Here is a 14,647-nt window from a genome sequence, read left to right as displayed (position 1 = left end):
AACCAAACTCCGGGGGTTCGCCCCGGTCCGGGGGGGGCGGTGGACCCCCGGTTTTTTTGTTTCTGAAATCACCACTGCAATCGCGGGTGAACCCGCTCCCACAAGGTCCGTGAATCAGGCCGAGGCCACGAAGAAGCTCACGATCAACCCCAACCCCACGAACCACACAGCCGAGCGCAGCGCCGCCCAGTCCGCCAGATAGCAGATGATGTAGAGCAGCCGGGTGGTAATGAACAACACCGCCAGCACATCCTGGGTCACCTGCTCGGCATTGCCCACCACGTCGGCGATCAGCACCGCGGCGATAAAGGCCGGAAGGATCTCGAAGCTGTTCAACTGCGCCGAATGCGCCCGCCGCGGCAAGCCCTCCAGGCTGTCCTGGAACGCCCGCGGATCATGGTTCTGGCGCAGGTTGAAGCGCCCGCTGGCCACCTTGGCCAGGGTCGTGCACAGGTAGGGCAGTATCAGCGCGATCAGCACGCACCAGAAAGCGACGGTCATCATCAGGTCCTTTTCAGTGGGGAAACGGGAGGGCTGGTCAGAGCTTCATCACCAGCATGCCGACCAGCACCAGGGCACAGGCTAAGAGCCTGGGGCCGCCGAAAGGTTCTTTGAGGTAGCGCATGCCCATCAGCACCACGAGGATCACGCTGACCTCGCGCAGTGCCGCCGCTTCCGCCACCGAGCCCAGGTGCATGGCCCAGAGCACCAGAGCGTAGCTCAGCAACACACAGACGCCGACGGTCAGGCCCAGTTTCCACTGGGTGCGCCAGAACGTCACGAACGGCCCGCGCCGCGCCACGCCGGCGATCATCGGAAATGGCAGGGAACAGGCCAGGGTCAGCCACACCAGGTAGTCCAGCGGATGGGCCCAACGGCGGATCGCCTGGCCGTCGAGCCAGGTGTAGCAACCGATGCACAGGCCGATCAGCGCCACCACCGGCAGCATGCTCCAGGGCAGGCGGTCACCGCCGCCGCCGGCCCAGAGCAGGCAGGCCATGCCGCAGGGAATTAGAAGGATGCCGATGATCTGCTGGCCGCTCAGGTGCTCACCGGCGAATACCAGGGTCAGGGCCAGCACTACCAGCGGCGACAACCCGCGCATCAACGGATAGACCAGGCCCAGGTCGCCGACCTTGTAGGCCTGGATCAGCAGGAAACGATAGAGCAGCTCGCACAGCGCCGAGGCCAGCAGCCACGGCCAGATCTGCGCTGGCGGCACCTCGACGAACGCCACCATGGCGAAGGCGAAGACCAGGGCCACGCTGTCCATGCTGGCGATCATCAGCAGGCGCTCGCCGCTGAACTTGACCAGGGTGTTCCAGGTTGCATGCAACAGTGCCGCGACGAGCACCAGGGAGGTCGCTACCACGTCTCGATTCCTTCGCCATCCACGGACCGGGTCCGTCCACCAGAAGGCGGAGTTTCAACCACTCGCAACAAAACAGCCAGCACGCTGTCAATCGCGGCATTGAAAGAAACTGTGTCGCGAACCGGACAAAAAGCCATCAAAGCTTTTGTCCGCGTTGCGCGGGCACAGAATCGGAAGCCAATACAGGAACCAGGATGCTCGAATTAGTTGCCGCGTTTATCTGCCTCACCACCCTCCTCACCTACGTGAACTACCGCTTCATCGGCCTGCCGCCGGCCATCGGCGTGATGGTCACCGCCCTGCTGTTCTCCCTGATGCTCCAGGGCCTGAGCCTGATCGGCTTCCCCGGCCTGGAAGAGCGGGTCGAAGGCCTGATGAACCAGATCGATTTCAACGACCTGCTGATGCACTGGATGCTGTCGTTCCTGCTGTTCGCCGGCGCCCTGCACGTCAACCTCGGCGACCTGCGCAGCTACCGCTGGCCGATCGGCCTGCTGGCCACCCTCGGCGTGCTGATCGCCACCGTGGTCATCGGTTATCTCGCCCACTGGGTGTTCGCGCTGTTCGGCTGGAACGTCAGCCTGATCTACTGCCTGCTGTTCGGTGCGTTGATCTCGCCGACCGACCCGATCGCGGTGCTCGGCGCGCTGCGTACCGCCAACGCCTCCAAGCCGCTGAAGACCACCATCGTCGGCGAGTCGCTGTTCAACGACGGCACTGCGGTGGTGGTGTTCACCGTGTTGCTGGGCATCATCCAGCTCGGCGAGACCCCGAGCGTATCCGACACGGCGATCCTGTTCGCCCGCGAAGCCATTGGCGGCGTGGTGTTCGGTGCGGTGATCGGCTACGCCACCTACCGCATGATCAAGAGCATCGAGCAGTACCAGGTCGAGGTCATGCTGACCCTGGCCCTGGTCATCGGCGGTTCGGCGATGTGCTACGAGCTGCATGTCTCGGCACCGATCGCCATGGTGGTGGCCGGCCTGATCATCGGCAACCTGGGGCGCAACCTGGCGATGAACGACATGACCCGGCGCTACATGGACGGTTTCTGGGAACTGATCGACGACATGCTCAACGCCCTGCTGTTCGCCCTGATCGGCCTGGAGCTGTTGCTGCTGCCGTTCAACTGGATGCACCTGGCGGCCGGTGGCGTGCTGGCGCTGGCGGTGCTGGCTTCGCGACTGCTGACCGTGGCCCCGGCGATCCTGCTGCTGCGGCGCTGGCGCAGCGTGCCGAAAGGCACCGTGCGGGTACTGACCTGGGGCGGTTTGCGTGGGGGCGTGTCGGTGGCCCTGGCGCTGTCGCTGCCGGTGGGGGAAGAGCGTGACCTGCTGCTGTCGATCACCTACATCGTGGTGCTGTCGTCGATCCTGGTGCAGGGGCTGACCGTTGGCCGCGTCGTGAAGGGTGTCAGCGAGCAACCTGCTGCCTGATCGACCGCTATCGCTGGCAAGCCAGCTCCCACAGGGTCAGCACAGGCCTCAGGACCTGTGCTGACCCTGTATCAAGTCGATCACTCGACGGCGCTGTCCGGGAACTGGTCCTGGATGTACTTGATCTCGGTCCGCCCGTGGGCCGCCGGCAAGCCGTCCTCGCCCAGGTTGACGAAGACCATCTTGTCCACGGTCAGGATCGACTTGCGGGTGATCTTGTTGCGCACTTCGCAACTGAGGGTGATGGAGGTGCGACCGAACTCGGTGGCGGTGATGCCCAGCTCGATGATGTCGCCCTGGCGCGAGGCGCTGACGAAGTTGATCTCGGAAATGTACTTGGTCACCACGCGCTGGTTGCCCAGCTGGACGATCGCGTAGATCGCCGCCTCTTCGTCGATCCAGCGCAGCAGGCTGCCACCGAACAGGGTGCCGTTGGGGTTGAGGTCTTCGGGTTTTACCCATTTGCGGGTATGGAAGTTCATGCGTGCTCCTAGATCGGCCTGGCATGTCAAGAATGGGCCTTGGCGACCCTGCCACTACAGGTTAGCCGCTTTTCCCCGCGCCTTGACCATGACCTTTGTAGGCCCTTTGTCGCGAGCGACGTTTTTGTCCTTGGGCCGTCACGAAAGCCCGGCTATAATCCCCGCGTTTTTATCCGGCGCCGACCCTCTGCGGTCGACGCTCCCGCCACCCGACCGAGGGGCGCTGCAGCAGGTTCGATCCTGTCAGGCTCGGTCGGGGCGTTGTCCGCGAACCCCGCGGACGCTCAACGCACAACGGCGCCCATTCGCACACTACGAATGGAGGCTCTAATGAGCGCTGTAAACACGCCTGCAGGTTTCACCGACTACAAGGTCGCCGACATCTCCCTGGCCGCCTGGGGCCGTCGCGAGACCATCATCGCCGAGTCGGAAATGCCTGCACTGATGGGCCTGCGCCGCAAGTATCAGGAAGAGCAGCCGCTCAAGGGCGCAAAAATCCTCGGCTGCATCCACATGACCATCCAGACCGCCGTGCTGATCGAGACCCTGGTTGCCCTGGGTGCCGAAGTGCGCTGGTCGTCCTGCAACATCTTCTCCACCCAGGACCAGGCCGCTGCCGCCATCGCCGCCGCCGGCATCCCGGTGTTCGCCTGGAAAGGTGAAACCGAAGAAGAGTACGAGTGGTGCATCGAGCAGACCATCCTCAAGGACGGTCAGCCATGGGATGCCAACATGATCCTCGACGACGGCGGCGACCTGACCGAGATCCTGCACAAGAAATACCCGGCGATGCTGGACAAGATCCACGGCGTCACCGAAGAAACCACCACCGGCGTGCACCGTCTGCTGGACATGCTGGCCAAGGGCGAGCTGAAGATCCCGGCGATCAACGTCAACGACTCGGTCACCAAGAGCAAGAACGACAACAAGTACGGCTGCCGTCACAGCCTGAACGATGCCATCAAGCGCGGTACCGACCACCTGCTGTCGGGCAAGCAGGCCCTGGTGATCGGCTACGGTGACGTGGGCAAGGGCTCGGCCCAGTCCCTGCGTCAGGAAGGCATGATCGTCAAGGTCACCGAAGTCGACCCGATCTGCGCCATGCAGGCCTGCATGGACGGTTTCGAAGTGGTCTCGCCGTTCAAGGACGGCATCAACGACGGCACCGAAGCCAGCATCGACGCGGCCCTGCTGGGCAAGATCGACCTGATCGTCACCACCACCGGTAACGTCAACGTCTGCGACGCCAACATGCTCAAGGCCCTGAAGAAGCGCGCCGTGGTCTGCAACATCGGTCACTTCGACAACGAGATCGACACCGCCTTCATGCGCAAGAACTGGGCATGGGAAGAGGTCAAGCCGCAGGTGCACAAGATCCACCGCACCGGCCACGGCGATTTCGATCCGCACAACGATGACTACCTGATCCTGCTGGCCGAAGGCCGCCTGGTGAACCTGGGCAACGCCACCGGCCACCCGAGCCGGATCATGGACGGCTCCTTCGCCAACCAGGTCCTGGCACAGATCTTCCTGTTCGCGCAGAAGTTCGCCGACCTGAGCGCCGAGCAGAAAGCCGAGCGCCTGACCGTGGAAGTCCTGCCGAAGAAACTCGACGAGGAAGTGGCCCTGGAGATGGTTCGCGGCTTCGGCGGCGTAATCACCCAGCTGACCCCGAAACAGGCCGAGTACATCGGCGTGACTGTCGAAGGTCCATTCAAGCCGCACGCCTATCGCTACTGATAAGTGAGCGACCCGAACCGCCGGCAGGCGCCGTTTCCACGGTGCCTGCCGGCGGTTTGCGGTGTGCATCCGACGTTGCAAGGATCTTTCGACATGACTCAGGAACGCCGTTACAGCTTCGAGTTCTTCCCGACCAAGACCGACGCTGGACATGAAAAACTGCTCGCCACCGCCCGTACCCTGGCGAGCTACAACCCGGATTTCTTCTCCTGCACCTACGGGGCCGGTGGCTCGACCCGCGACCGTACCCTGAACACCGTGCTGCAGCTGGAAAGCGAAGTGAAGGTCCCCGCCGCGCCGCACCTGTCCTGCGTCGGCGACAGCAAGGCCGAATTGCGCACCCTGCTGGCCCAGTACAAGGCTGCCGGCATCAAGCGCATCGTCGCCCTGCGCGGTGACTTGCCGTCGGGCATGGGCATGGCCAGCGGCGAGCTGCGCTACGCCAACGAACTGGTGGAGTTCATCCGCCAGGAAACCGGCGACCAGTTCCACATCGAAATCGCCGCCTACCCGGAGATGCATCCGCAGGCGCGCAACTTCGAGGACGACCTGGCCAATTTCGTGCGCAAGGCCAATGCCGGCGCCGACAGCGCCATCACCCAGTACTTCTTCAACGCCGAAAGCTACTTCTACTTCGTCGAGCGCGTGCAGAAGCTGGGGGTGAAGATCCCGGTGGTCCCGGGGATCATGCCGATCACCAACTACAGCAAGCTGGCCCGCTTCTCCGACGCCTGCGGCGCCGAGATCCCGCGCTGGATCCGCAAGCAGCTGGAAGCCTACGGCGACGACGCCCGGAGCATCCAGGCCTTCGGCGAAGAGGTCATCACCCAGATGTGCGAGCAACTGCTGCAAGGCGGCGCACCGGGCCTGCACTTCTACACCCTGAACCAGGCCGAACCTAGCCTGGCGATCTGGAACAACCTCAAGCTGCCGCGTTGATCCGGATGGCGATGGTGCCTGCGTGTTGTGGCACCATCGCCCTCTTCCCCCCTCCAGCCTGCCCGCCAATGCCCAGATTCGTCCGCCTGCTGACCGTCCTGCTGTTGAGCTGCATGAGCCTGCTGGCCCGTGCCGAACAGTTGCGCATCGTCAGTGATCCCTGGGCGCCCTATGTCTACGAGGAAAACGGCGAGGCCAAGGGCATCGACTACGAAGTCACCGCCGAGGTGTTCAAACGCCTGGGCGTGGATGTGCGCTGGGAGTTCATGCCGTGGAAACGCTGCATGCTGATGGTCGATCAGGGCCTGGCCGACGGCGTCATCGATATCTTCCAGAACGAAGCGCGCAGCACCCAGCTGTACTACCCCAGCGAGCCGCTGTCGGTGGTCGAGTTCGTGCTGTTCCAGGCCAATGACCGGCCGCATGCCGTCGAATCGCTGGAAGACCTGAAGAACCTGACCATCGGCACCTCCGCCGGCTACGACTACGGCACCGACTTCCTGCAATCGCCACTGTTCCGCCGCGAGGCCGCGCCGACCCAGGAAGCCAACTTCGGCAAGCTGCTGCGCGGACGCATCGACCTGCTGATCACCGACCGCCGCGTCGGCCGCTACATGCTCGAGCAACTCGGTCTGCAAGACCGCATCAGCGAGCTGCCGCTGGTGATCAGCCGGCAGAAACAGTACCTGGCGGTGCGTCGCAATGCCGGAATGGACCTGCTGGCCCAGCGCTTCGCCGCCGAACTGCGGCGCTTCAAGCAGGAACCGGCCTATGCCGAGCTGCAGGTCCGCTACGGGCACGTCACGGTGCCGATTTCAGAAACCGTTGAGCAGCAGGAACGCAGCACTCCCTGATTGCTCTGTTATACTCGGGCCTTTCCGCCAGGCTTACGCCCGGACGCCGGCCCCGATAGACGACATCCCAACCCCCGGATGCGCACCGTGGACCAGCAGGACCGGACGCGACAGCATCGACCCGATGCCCCTCGCGCCAGGCACGATCATCCCCATCGGGCACAGTCCCCACTAGAACAGGATTTCTCATGTCCTTTGCTTCCCTCGGTCTCTCCGAGGCTCTAGTCCGAGCTATCGAGGCTGCCGGCTACACGCAGCCGACTCCGGTGCAACAGCGGGCCATTCCCGCCGTGTTGCAAGGTCGCGACCTGATGGTCGCGGCACAGACAGGTACTGGCAAAACCGGCGGCTTCGCCCTGCCGATCCTCGAACGCCTGTTCCCCGGCGGTCACCCCGACAAGTCCCAGCGCCATGGCCCACGCCAGCCGCGGGTACTGGTCCTGACCCCGACCCGCGAACTGGCCGCCCAGGTCCACGACAGCTTCAAGATCTACGCCCGTGACCTGAAATTCGTCAGCGCCTGCATCTTCGGTGGCGTCGGCATGAACCCGCAGGTCCAGGCCATGGCCCGCGGCGTAGACGTCCTGGTGGCTTGCCCCGGGCGCCTGCTCGACCTCGCCGGCCAGGGCAGCGTCGACCTCAGCCACGTCGAGATCCTGGTCCTGGACGAAGCCGACCGCATGCTCGACATGGGCTTCATCCACGATGTGAAGAAAGTCCTCGCCCGCCTCCCGGCGAAACGCCAGAACCTGCTGTTCTCGGCGACCTTCTCCAAGGACATCACCGACCTGGCCGACAAGCTCCTGCACAACCCGGAGCGCATCGAGGTCACGCCGCCGAACACCACGGTCGAGCGCATCGAGCAGCGCGTGTTCCGCCTGCCGGCCAGCCACAAGCGTGCCCTGCTGGCGCACCTGATCACCGCCGGCGCGTGGGAACAGGTGCTGGTCTTCACCCGCACCAAGCACGGCGCCAACCGTCTCGCCGAGTACCTGGAAAAGCACGGCCTGACCGCCGCCGCGATCCACGGCAACAAGAGCCAGAATGCCCGCACCAAGGCCCTCGCCGACTTCAAGTCGGGCGCCGTGCGGATCATGGTCGCCACCGATATCGCCGCCCGCGGCCTGGATATCGACCAACTGCCCCACGTGGTCAACTTCGAGCTGCCCAACGTCGAGGAAGACTACGTCCACCGTATCGGCCGTACCGGCCGTGCGGGCCGCTCCGGCGAAGCCATTTCGCTGGTCGCGCCGGATGAAGAGAAGCTGCTCAAGAGCATCGAGCGCGTCACCCGCCAGAAGATCCCGGATGGCGACCTGATGGGCTTCGACTTCGCCGCCGTCGAGGCGGAGAAGCCGGAAGTGCGCGAGCCGCGTCCGCAGAACAACCCGCGCCGTGGCCAGCGCGCCGATGGCAGCAATGCCGGTGGCCGCAAGGACAAGGGCAAGGACAAGGGCCAGGAGAAAGGCGCCAGCAAGGAAGCCAAGCCAGCCGGCGAGAAGTCCGCGGACAAACCTGCCGGCGGTCGCCAGGAGCAGCGCAAGCCACGGGACAAGAAGCCACGCCAGCAGCAGAATGCCCAGCAAGGCGTGCCTTCGGCGCCGGCAGACCGTGATCCGGAAGAGTTCCTGGATGACGACGTCGACAATTTCGGCAACCGCGCCGACTACGTCAGCCCGTACCAGAACAAGGGCGGCCAGGGCCGCAACCGTCGTCCGGGTGCCCAGGCCGGTGCCGGCAATGGCGGTGGCCAGGCCCGTGGTGGCCAGCCGCGCAGCAATGGCGGCGGCGGTCAGCAGCGTAGCGGCGGCAGCGCCAATGGCGAGAAACGCGGTGGTGGTGCACGCAACGGCGGCAGCGGCGGTGCCCGTGATGGCCAGCCGCGTCGCGATGGCGGCAACGCCAACCGCAACCGCCGCCCGGCCCGCGAGGAGCGTCAGGAGCCGGCGGTGCGCAGCCCGCGTGAAGGCCAACCGCAGAACCAGCCGAAAATCATGCACAAGGAATCGAAGATCGATCGCTTCCCGTCCATGGAACAGCTGGAGCAACTGCCGAGCCGTCCACGGGGCGAGAAGCCGGCGTTGCTGACACGCAATCGCTGAGTCTTCCCTGCACAAACAAAAACGCCGCCCCTGAGGGCGGCGTTTTTGTTGGCGAGGCAGAAATTACTTCTGCTTAACGCCTTCGACCGAGATGTCCAGGTCCAGGGTCTGGGAAGCCGGGCCCGGACCTTTGATGCCGAAGTCGTTCAGGTTCAGGGTGGTGGTAGCGTTAAAACCGGCACGCTCGCCGCCCCATGGGTCCTTGCCTTCACCGTTGAAGGTCGCCTTGAAGGTGACCGGCTTGGTCACGCCGTGCAGGGTCAGGTCGCCGGTGACGTCAGCGGTTTTCTCGCCGGTGGATTTCACTGCGGTGGAGACGAACTTGGCGTCCGGATACTTCTTCACGTCCAGGAAGTCGGCGCTGGCGATGTGCTTGTCACGCTCGGCGTGGTTCGACCAGACGCTGGCGGTCTTCAGGTCGACGCTGATCTTGCTGGCCTCAGGCTTGGCGGAGTCCCAGGAGAAGTTGCCGTCGAAGTCCTTGAAGGTACCGTGGATGAAGCTGTAGCCCAGGTGGCTGATCTTCCAGTCGACGAATGCGTGCTGGCCTTCCTTGTCGATCTTGTAGTCGGCGGCCATGGCCTGACCAGCCGAGAGCAGAGCGGTACCCAGTGCCAGAGCGGCAAAAGTCTTTTTCAACATTCTTTCGATTCCTTTGAGTTGAGGTTGAACATCAAGCCTTGCGGCCCAGCATGCGCGTCAGGGTCGCATCACGGTCGATAAAGTGGTGCTTCAGAGCGGCCAGCCCGTGCAGGACGGCGAACACCACCAGTCCCCAGGCCAGATAGAGGTGAACCACACCGGCGATATCAGCCTGATCGGGCAGGCCGGAAATCAGTGCCGGTACTTCGAACAGGCCGAACACCGGAATCCCCGCACCGTCGGCGGTGGAGATCAGGTAGCCGGCGATCAGCACGCTGAACAGGCCGACATAGAGCAGCAGGTGACCGAACTTCGCGGCGACGCGGGTCAGCGCGCCGTGATTGGCCGGTGCCGGTGGTGGCGGGCTGACGAAACGCCAGATCACCCGCAGCAGCATCAGCGCCAGCACGGTCAGGCCGATGCCCTTGTGCAGTTCCGGCGCGGTGTGGCGCCAGGAGCTGTAGTAGTCCAGGCCGACCATCCAAAGCCCCAGCCCGAACAGACCGAACACCGCCAGGGCGATGCCCCAGTGCAGGACGATGCTGAGCAGGCCGTAGCGAGAAGATGAATTGCGAAGCTGCATGTGCCGGGTTCCCCGTAAGAATTGCTGCCAAGACTAACCGGTTATCTATCGATTTAAAGCGGAAAATTTCGCTTTGAACTATCAGAAAAATAGATGTTAAGTCTGTAACAGAGGCGTTAAGGAAACATTAACACCGGGGGAAAGACTGTAGATGGGGTTGGCGGGGAATGCGAAAAACACGCTGTTGAGGTGAAGAAACGAGGGTGGCAGCCGGCCTCATCGCCGGCAAGCCGGCTCCCACAGGTTCCTTCACTGCTCGCAAAAGCGGTGCTGGGCCCGTGGAAGCGACAAGGACCTTCAGCCTGCCTTGGCCTGGCTGTCAGCCGCCGGCTTCTTGGCTGGCTGCGTCTTTGCCTCGGTCTTCTTCGCCGGGGCGTGGGTGGTGGTCTTCTTCGGCGCAGGCTTGCTTTCCGCCTTCTTCACCGGAGCCGCTTTCGCCGGGGCCGGCCTGGCGGCGGGTGCAGCCTTGGCCGGCGCTTCCTTGGCCACCGGAGCCGGGGCTGCTGGAGTGGCGGGCGCTGGCGCTTGAGCTGGAGTTGCCGCCGGAGCCGGAGCCGGAGTTACGCTGGTCTCGGCGGCCTTGGCGGTTTCCGCCGCTGCCGGCTTGTCATCGCCACCACCGAACAGACGCGAGAAGAAGCCCGGCTTGCCGTCGTCTTTCTTCGCTGCCACCGCCGCAGCCGCCGCGGTACCCGCCGCCGCAGTCGCGGCAACCGACTTGACCGGATCGAACGACTTGCCTGCCGCCAGGTCCTGCACCTGCCCCGCCGCGCGCTTGCCGCTGCGCAGCGCGCCTTCCAGGGTGCCCGGGTACAGCACGTCGGTGTGCTCGCCGGCGAAGGCGATGCGCTGCACCGGCTTCTCCCAAAGGCGCCAGTACTTGCTGATCTGCCCCGGGCCATAGGCCAGGTACGAACCGCCGGTGCCCACGTCGGTGCTGTAGCGGCGGATCTCATAGCCGGTGAAGGCACCACGGGCCTGAGGATAGAAGGCGTGCAGGCGGATCAGCACCTGGTCGACCATCTGCTTGTCGCCGAAGGCCTGCATCACCCGCGCATTGTCGCCGGACAGGTTGATCACCACATTGGCACCGCCCTTCAGCGCCGGTTCGATCCACAGCATGCCAAGGCCGGCGTTGCTGTAGATCTCGCCGGACATGCGCGCCTTGCTTTCCCAGACCGGGTTCTTGAACTTCAGCATCAGCTGGTCGCGCCAGCCGTAGTTGGTGCCCTTGAGCGCCGCCAGGTGCTGGGTGTCCAGGCCCGGGGTCAACTGGATCTTGGCCAGGGCGCGCAGCGGCACCGCCAGCACCAGGTAGTCGGCCTGGTAGCCGACACCACCGACCTTGACCGTCACGCCGTCCTTGTCCTGGCTGATGGCAGTGACCGGGGAACTGGTCTTGATGGTCTTCAACTGCTTGACGAAGGCCTGGGCCAGTACCGGGCTGCCGCCAGGCAGGCGCGCGGCCCGCAGGTCACGGTCGTTGACGCCGCGATAGACGCGGGTCTGCTGGGCGAAATACAGCAGCGACAGGCGCGACGGCTCGTCATAGCGGGTACGGATCTGCTGGTTGACCAGCTGCCGCGCGGTGGCCGGCAATTGCAGCTTGTCCAGCCAGGCGGAAACGTTGATCTGGTCGAGGGCGAACAGGGTGCTGTTGGCCGCAGGGTTCTCCGGGTCGCTGATGGACGCGGCGAGGTCATCGAGGGTCTTCTCGTAGCGCTTCAGCGCTTCGGCAGTGGCCGGCTGTTTGGTGGCCAGGTCGGCAGCGCTGAAATACTCGCCGTCGATCAGGTAGCCGGGGGTCCGGACGAACTCGGGCGCCGGCAGCGTGGTGAGCTTGAAGCTGTCCAGGTACTGGTTGAGCAGCGGCTGCGCCTTGCTGTTGCCGATCCACTCGCTGGTGGCCAGGCCGGAGCGGCCACCGATACCCGACTTGGCTTCCAGCAGGGTGACCTGCCACCCCTTGTTCTGCAGTTCGTAGGCCGCGGTCAGGCCCGCCAGGCCGCCACCCACCACGATCGCCGTCGGGGTCTTGGTCGCCGCCATCGCCCCCGCGCTGAACAACCCGATAAACACCAGCGCGCAGCCGCGCAGCCAACCAGCAGACATTCGTCGAACTCCGGATTCAAGGCAGAAAAAGGGGAAGGAAATCCCCTGTAAAGAATGCCCGGAAGGATACGTCAGGGCTGCCGGGCTCGCCAGCGCAGGCACATGAAACAGCGCGGGCACCTGATATTTCTGTCAGTAGACGACTGGCGGGGCGAGCGTGACGATATCCGGGCATGGCCAATGGGGCTCGTGCACGTCCCGGGAGACCGATCATGTTCGTGATGGAACAGAACAAGGTTCATATCGAAGACTTCGACTTCGCCGTGAGCGAACATCTTTTCAAGCCTGGCGAAACCTATGACGACTCCAAATGCGGCCTGCGCCTGACATTCATCGACCGCCCCAATGCCGCCGGTACGATGCAAAGCCGCATCGCTGAAGTCCCCCAGGCCAACGGCAAGCCCAATATCCAGCGACTGTCGCTGATCATCGGCGACCAGGCGCAAGTACGCATGCAGTTCAAGGATGTAAATGGCAGGCCGATCCTGGCCAAGGACGTCAAGTTCCAATGGGCGAGCCACCCAGACTACAGCGCGGACAACGCGAAGCAGGATGCGCTCGACCTCGAGAACAAACGCACCGACTTCGCCGGACCGATCCGCATGGAGCTGCGCCGCGAAGGCAAGGCCGTTGCCTGGAGCGACTACGTGGCGCCCACCAGCACCCTGAGCACCGTGAGCCTGGCAGGTATCGAACTGGACGAGATCCTCATCACCACATCCGCGCGCGGGAAAGTATGGTTCGACAACTTCAACTGGAAGCCGGCCGTCTGACCCGGGACACGGCTGTCGACCAGGCCTGCAAAAACGCAAACATTGTCCTGCCCCCCGGCTTTGCTTAGGCTTGTGCGGGTTTACCCAACCCGCGTTGCCAGGAGTACAAGCCGATGGGCCTCAACCAACAGTGGATGGACCGCGACCTCAAGGTCCTGTGGCATCCCTGCACCCAGATGAAAGACCACGAGCAACTGCCGCTGATCCCGATCAAGCGCGGTGAAGGCGTCTGGCTGGAGGACTTCGAAGGCAAGCGCTACCTCGACGCGGTCAGTTCCTGGTGGGTCAATGTGTTCGGCCATGCCAACCCGCGCATCAACCAGCGCATCAAGGATCAGGTCGACCAGTTGGAGCATGTGATCCTCGCCGGCTTCAGCCACCAGCCGGTGATCGAACTGTCGGAGCGCCTGGTCAGCATCACGCCCGAGGGCCTGAACCGCTGTTTCTATGCCGATAACGGCTCGTCGTGCATCGAAGTGGCGCTGAAGATGAGCTTCCACTACTGGCTGAACAAGGGCCGCCCGGAGAAGAAGCGCTTCGTCACCCTGAGCAACAGCTACCACGGCGAGACGATCGCGGCGATGTCGGTGGGCGACGTGCCGCTGTTCACCGAGACCTACAAGGCGCTGCTGCTCGATACCCTCAAGGTGCCGAGCCCGGACTGCTACCTGCGCCCCGAGGGCGTGAGCTGGGAAGAGCACTCCCGGACGATGTTCGCGGCCATGGAACAGACCCTCGCCGAGCACCACGAGAGCATTGCCGCAGTGATCGTCGAACCGCTGATCCAGGGCGCCGGCGGCATGCGCATGTACCACCCGGTATACCTCAAGCTGCTGCGCGAGGCCTGCGATCGCTACGAGGTGCACCTGATCCATGACGAAATCGCCGTCGGTTTCGGCCGCACCGGAACCATGTTCGCCTGCGAGCAGGCCGGCATCCGCCCGGACTTCCTCTGCCTGTCCAAGGCCCTGACCGGCGGCTACCTGCCGCTGGCGGCGTGCCTGACCACCGACGAGGTGTACGGCGCCTTCTACGACGACTACCCCACCCTGCGCGCCTTCCTCCACTCCCACAGCTACACCGGCAACCCGCTGGCCTGTGCGGCGGCGCTGGCGACGCTGGATATCTTCGAGCAGGACAACGTGATCGAGGCCAACCAGGCGCTGAGCCAGCGCATGGCCACTGCCACGGCGCACCTGGTGGATCACCCGCATGTGGCCGAGGTGCGCCAGACCGGCATGGCCCTGGCCATCGAGATGGTCCAGGACAAGCCGAGCAAGACCGCCTATCCGTGGCAGGAGCGGCGCGGGATGAAGGTCTTCGAGCATGCGCTGACCCGCGGCGCACTGTTGCGCCCGCTGGGCAGCGTGGTGTATTTCCTGCCGCCTTACGTGATCACGCCGGAGCAGATCGATTTCCTCGCGGAAGTCGCCAGCGAAGGGATCGATATCGCCACCCGGGACAAGGTCAGCGTGGCGGTGCCGGCGAATTTCCATCCGGATTTCCGTGATCCGGGCTGATAGCCCCGTATCGATCTTGAGGGCCTCATCGCTGGCAAGCCAGCTCCCACAGGTACTGCATGCACCGGACCTGTGGGAGCTGGCTTGCCAGC

The 14,647-nt window shown here is 64.2% G+C and carries 13 protein-coding genes and 1 riboswitch; of the genes, 7 read left to right on the top strand and 6 right to left on the bottom strand.

Annotated elements, in window-relative coordinates; all coding sequences use genetic code 11:
• Positions 1 to 114 precede the first annotated feature (114 nt).
• Both V0R59_RS19900 and V0R59_RS19895 read right to left on the bottom strand, forming a co-directional pair.
• The gene (locus V0R59_RS19900; protein ID WP_330076089.1) at positions 115 to 501 is read right to left on the bottom strand and encodes an MAPEG family protein; all 387 of its coding nucleotides are present in this window, start codon (positions 499 to 501) and stop codon (positions 115 to 117) included.
• A 37-nt stretch (positions 502 to 538) separates the two neighbouring features.
• Positions 539 to 1,372: an EamA family transporter gene (locus V0R59_RS19895; RefSeq protein WP_330076088.1), complete on the bottom strand. Its 834-nt coding sequence runs from the start codon at positions 1,370 to 1,372 to the stop codon at positions 539 to 541.
• Between the two features lie 194 nt (positions 1,373 to 1,566).
• On the opposite strand from V0R59_RS19895, the gene V0R59_RS19890 reads away from it, so the two are divergent.
• The gene (locus V0R59_RS19890) at positions 1,567 to 2,808 is read left to right on the top strand and encodes a cation:proton antiporter (protein ID WP_330076087.1); all 1,242 of its coding nucleotides are present in this window, start codon (positions 1,567 to 1,569) and stop codon (positions 2,806 to 2,808) included.
• Positions 2,809 to 2,888: 80 nt separating this feature from the next.
• Here V0R59_RS19890 and V0R59_RS19885 read toward each other — a convergent pair whose 3' ends face one another.
• The gene (locus tag V0R59_RS19885; RefSeq protein ID WP_330076086.1) at positions 2,889 to 3,290 is read right to left on the bottom strand and encodes an acyl-CoA thioesterase; all 402 of its coding nucleotides are present in this window, start codon (positions 3,288 to 3,290) and stop codon (positions 2,889 to 2,891) included.
• A gap of 209 nt (positions 3,291 to 3,499) precedes the next feature.
• Positions 3,500 to 3,600, top strand: a riboswitch (S-adenosyl-L-homocysteine riboswitch).
• A 20-nt stretch (positions 3,601 to 3,620) separates the two neighbouring features.
• On the opposite strand from V0R59_RS19885, the gene ahcY reads away from it, so the two are divergent.
• The 4 genes from ahcY to V0R59_RS19865 all read left to right on the top strand — a co-directional run bounded on the left by ahcY (position 3,621) and on the right by V0R59_RS19865 (position 8,925).
• The gene (ahcY, locus tag V0R59_RS19880; protein ID WP_330076085.1) at positions 3,621 to 5,030 is read left to right on the top strand and encodes an adenosylhomocysteinase; all 1,410 of its coding nucleotides are present in this window, start codon (positions 3,621 to 3,623) and stop codon (positions 5,028 to 5,030) included.
• Positions 5,031 to 5,123: 93 nt separating this feature from the next.
• Positions 5,124 to 5,969 carry a methylenetetrahydrofolate reductase [NAD(P)H] gene (gene metF, locus V0R59_RS19875; RefSeq protein WP_330076084.1) on the top strand — a complete coding sequence of 282 codons (846 nt, stop codon included), beginning with the start codon at positions 5,124 to 5,126 and terminating at the stop codon, positions 5,967 to 5,969.
• A gap of 68 nt (positions 5,970 to 6,037) precedes the next feature.
• The gene (locus tag V0R59_RS19870; RefSeq protein WP_330076083.1) at positions 6,038 to 6,823 is read left to right on the top strand and encodes a substrate-binding periplasmic protein; all 786 of its coding nucleotides are present in this window, start codon (positions 6,038 to 6,040) and stop codon (positions 6,821 to 6,823) included.
• A gap of 188 nt (positions 6,824 to 7,011) precedes the next feature.
• Entirely contained in the window at positions 7,012 to 8,925 is a 1,914-nt protein-coding gene (locus V0R59_RS19865; protein WP_330076082.1) for a DEAD/DEAH box helicase, read from the top strand.
• Between the two features lie 63 nt (positions 8,926 to 8,988).
• Here the strand turns inward: V0R59_RS19865 and V0R59_RS19860 are convergent, their stop codons facing one another.
• The 3 genes from V0R59_RS19860 to V0R59_RS19850 form a co-directional block, all read right to left on the bottom strand.
• Entirely contained in the window at positions 8,989 to 9,567 is a 579-nt protein-coding gene (locus V0R59_RS19860; RefSeq protein ID WP_330076081.1) for a YceI family protein, read from the bottom strand.
• A 31-nt stretch (positions 9,568 to 9,598) separates the two neighbouring features.
• Positions 9,599 to 10,150 carry a cytochrome b gene (locus V0R59_RS19855; RefSeq protein WP_330076080.1) on the bottom strand — a complete coding sequence of 184 codons (552 nt, stop codon included), beginning with the start codon at positions 10,148 to 10,150 and terminating at the stop codon, positions 9,599 to 9,601.
• Positions 10,151 to 10,447: 297 nt separating this feature from the next.
• On the bottom strand, positions 10,448 to 12,262 hold the full coding sequence (locus V0R59_RS19850) for a flavin monoamine oxidase family protein (protein WP_330076079.1): 1,815 nt from the start codon (positions 12,260 to 12,262) through the stop codon (positions 10,448 to 10,450).
• A gap of 212 nt (positions 12,263 to 12,474) precedes the next feature.
• Between V0R59_RS19850 and V0R59_RS19845 the strand changes: the two genes are divergently transcribed.
• Together V0R59_RS19845 and V0R59_RS19840 are read left to right on the top strand one after the other, a co-directional pair.
• Complete coding sequence (locus V0R59_RS19845) at positions 12,475 to 13,035, top strand: hypothetical protein (protein WP_330076078.1); 561 nt, start codon at positions 12,475 to 12,477, stop codon at positions 13,033 to 13,035.
• 113 nt (positions 13,036 to 13,148) lie between these two features.
• Positions 13,149 to 14,555, top strand: a complete 1,407-nt coding sequence (locus tag V0R59_RS19840) for an adenosylmethionine--8-amino-7-oxononanoate transaminase (RefSeq protein ID WP_330076077.1) — start codon at positions 13,149 to 13,151, stop codon at positions 14,553 to 14,555.
• Positions 14,556 to 14,647 lie beyond the last annotated feature (92 nt).

Origin of the sequence: Pseudomonas ulcerans (genome assembly GCF_036324125.1) — a bacterium.
Classification (GTDB): Bacteria; Pseudomonadota; Gammaproteobacteria; order Pseudomonadales; family Pseudomonadaceae; genus Aquipseudomonas; species Aquipseudomonas ulcerans.
This window is presented reverse-complemented; position numbering and strand designations above follow the sequence as displayed.

Excerpts from the sequence above, each read along its gene's own strand:
- V0R59_RS19900 (WP_330076089.1), bottom strand. The coding sequence starts at position 501 with ATGACCGTCGCTTTCTGGTGCGTGCTGATCGCGCTGATACTGCCCTAC.
- V0R59_RS19890 (WP_330076087.1), top strand. The coding sequence starts at position 1,567 with ATGCTCGAATTAGTTGCCGCGTTTATCTGCCTCACCACCCTCCTCACC.
- V0R59_RS19885 (WP_330076086.1), bottom strand. The coding sequence starts at position 3,290 with ATGAACTTCCATACCCGCAAATGGGTAAAACCCGAAGACCTCAACCCC.
- ahcY (WP_330076085.1), top strand. The coding sequence starts at position 3,621 with ATGAGCGCTGTAAACACGCCTGCAGGTTTCACCGACTACAAGGTCGCC.
- metF (WP_330076084.1), top strand. The coding sequence starts at position 5,124 with ATGACTCAGGAACGCCGTTACAGCTTCGAGTTCTTCCCGACCAAGACC.
- V0R59_RS19870 (WP_330076083.1), top strand. The coding sequence starts at position 6,038 with ATGCCCAGATTCGTCCGCCTGCTGACCGTCCTGCTGTTGAGCTGCATG.
- V0R59_RS19865 (WP_330076082.1), top strand. The coding sequence starts at position 7,012 with ATGTCCTTTGCTTCCCTCGGTCTCTCCGAGGCTCTAGTCCGAGCTATC.
- V0R59_RS19860 (WP_330076081.1), bottom strand. The coding sequence starts at position 9,567 with ATGTTGAAAAAGACTTTTGCCGCTCTGGCACTGGGTACCGCTCTGCTC.
- V0R59_RS19855 (WP_330076080.1), bottom strand. The coding sequence starts at position 10,150 with ATGCAGCTTCGCAATTCATCTTCTCGCTACGGCCTGCTCAGCATCGTC.
- V0R59_RS19850 (WP_330076079.1), bottom strand. The coding sequence starts at position 12,262 with ATGTCTGCTGGTTGGCTGCGCGGCTGCGCGCTGGTGTTTATCGGGTTG.
- V0R59_RS19845 (WP_330076078.1), top strand. The coding sequence starts at position 12,475 with ATGTTCGTGATGGAACAGAACAAGGTTCATATCGAAGACTTCGACTTC.
- V0R59_RS19840 (WP_330076077.1), top strand. The coding sequence starts at position 13,149 with ATGGGCCTCAACCAACAGTGGATGGACCGCGACCTCAAGGTCCTGTGG.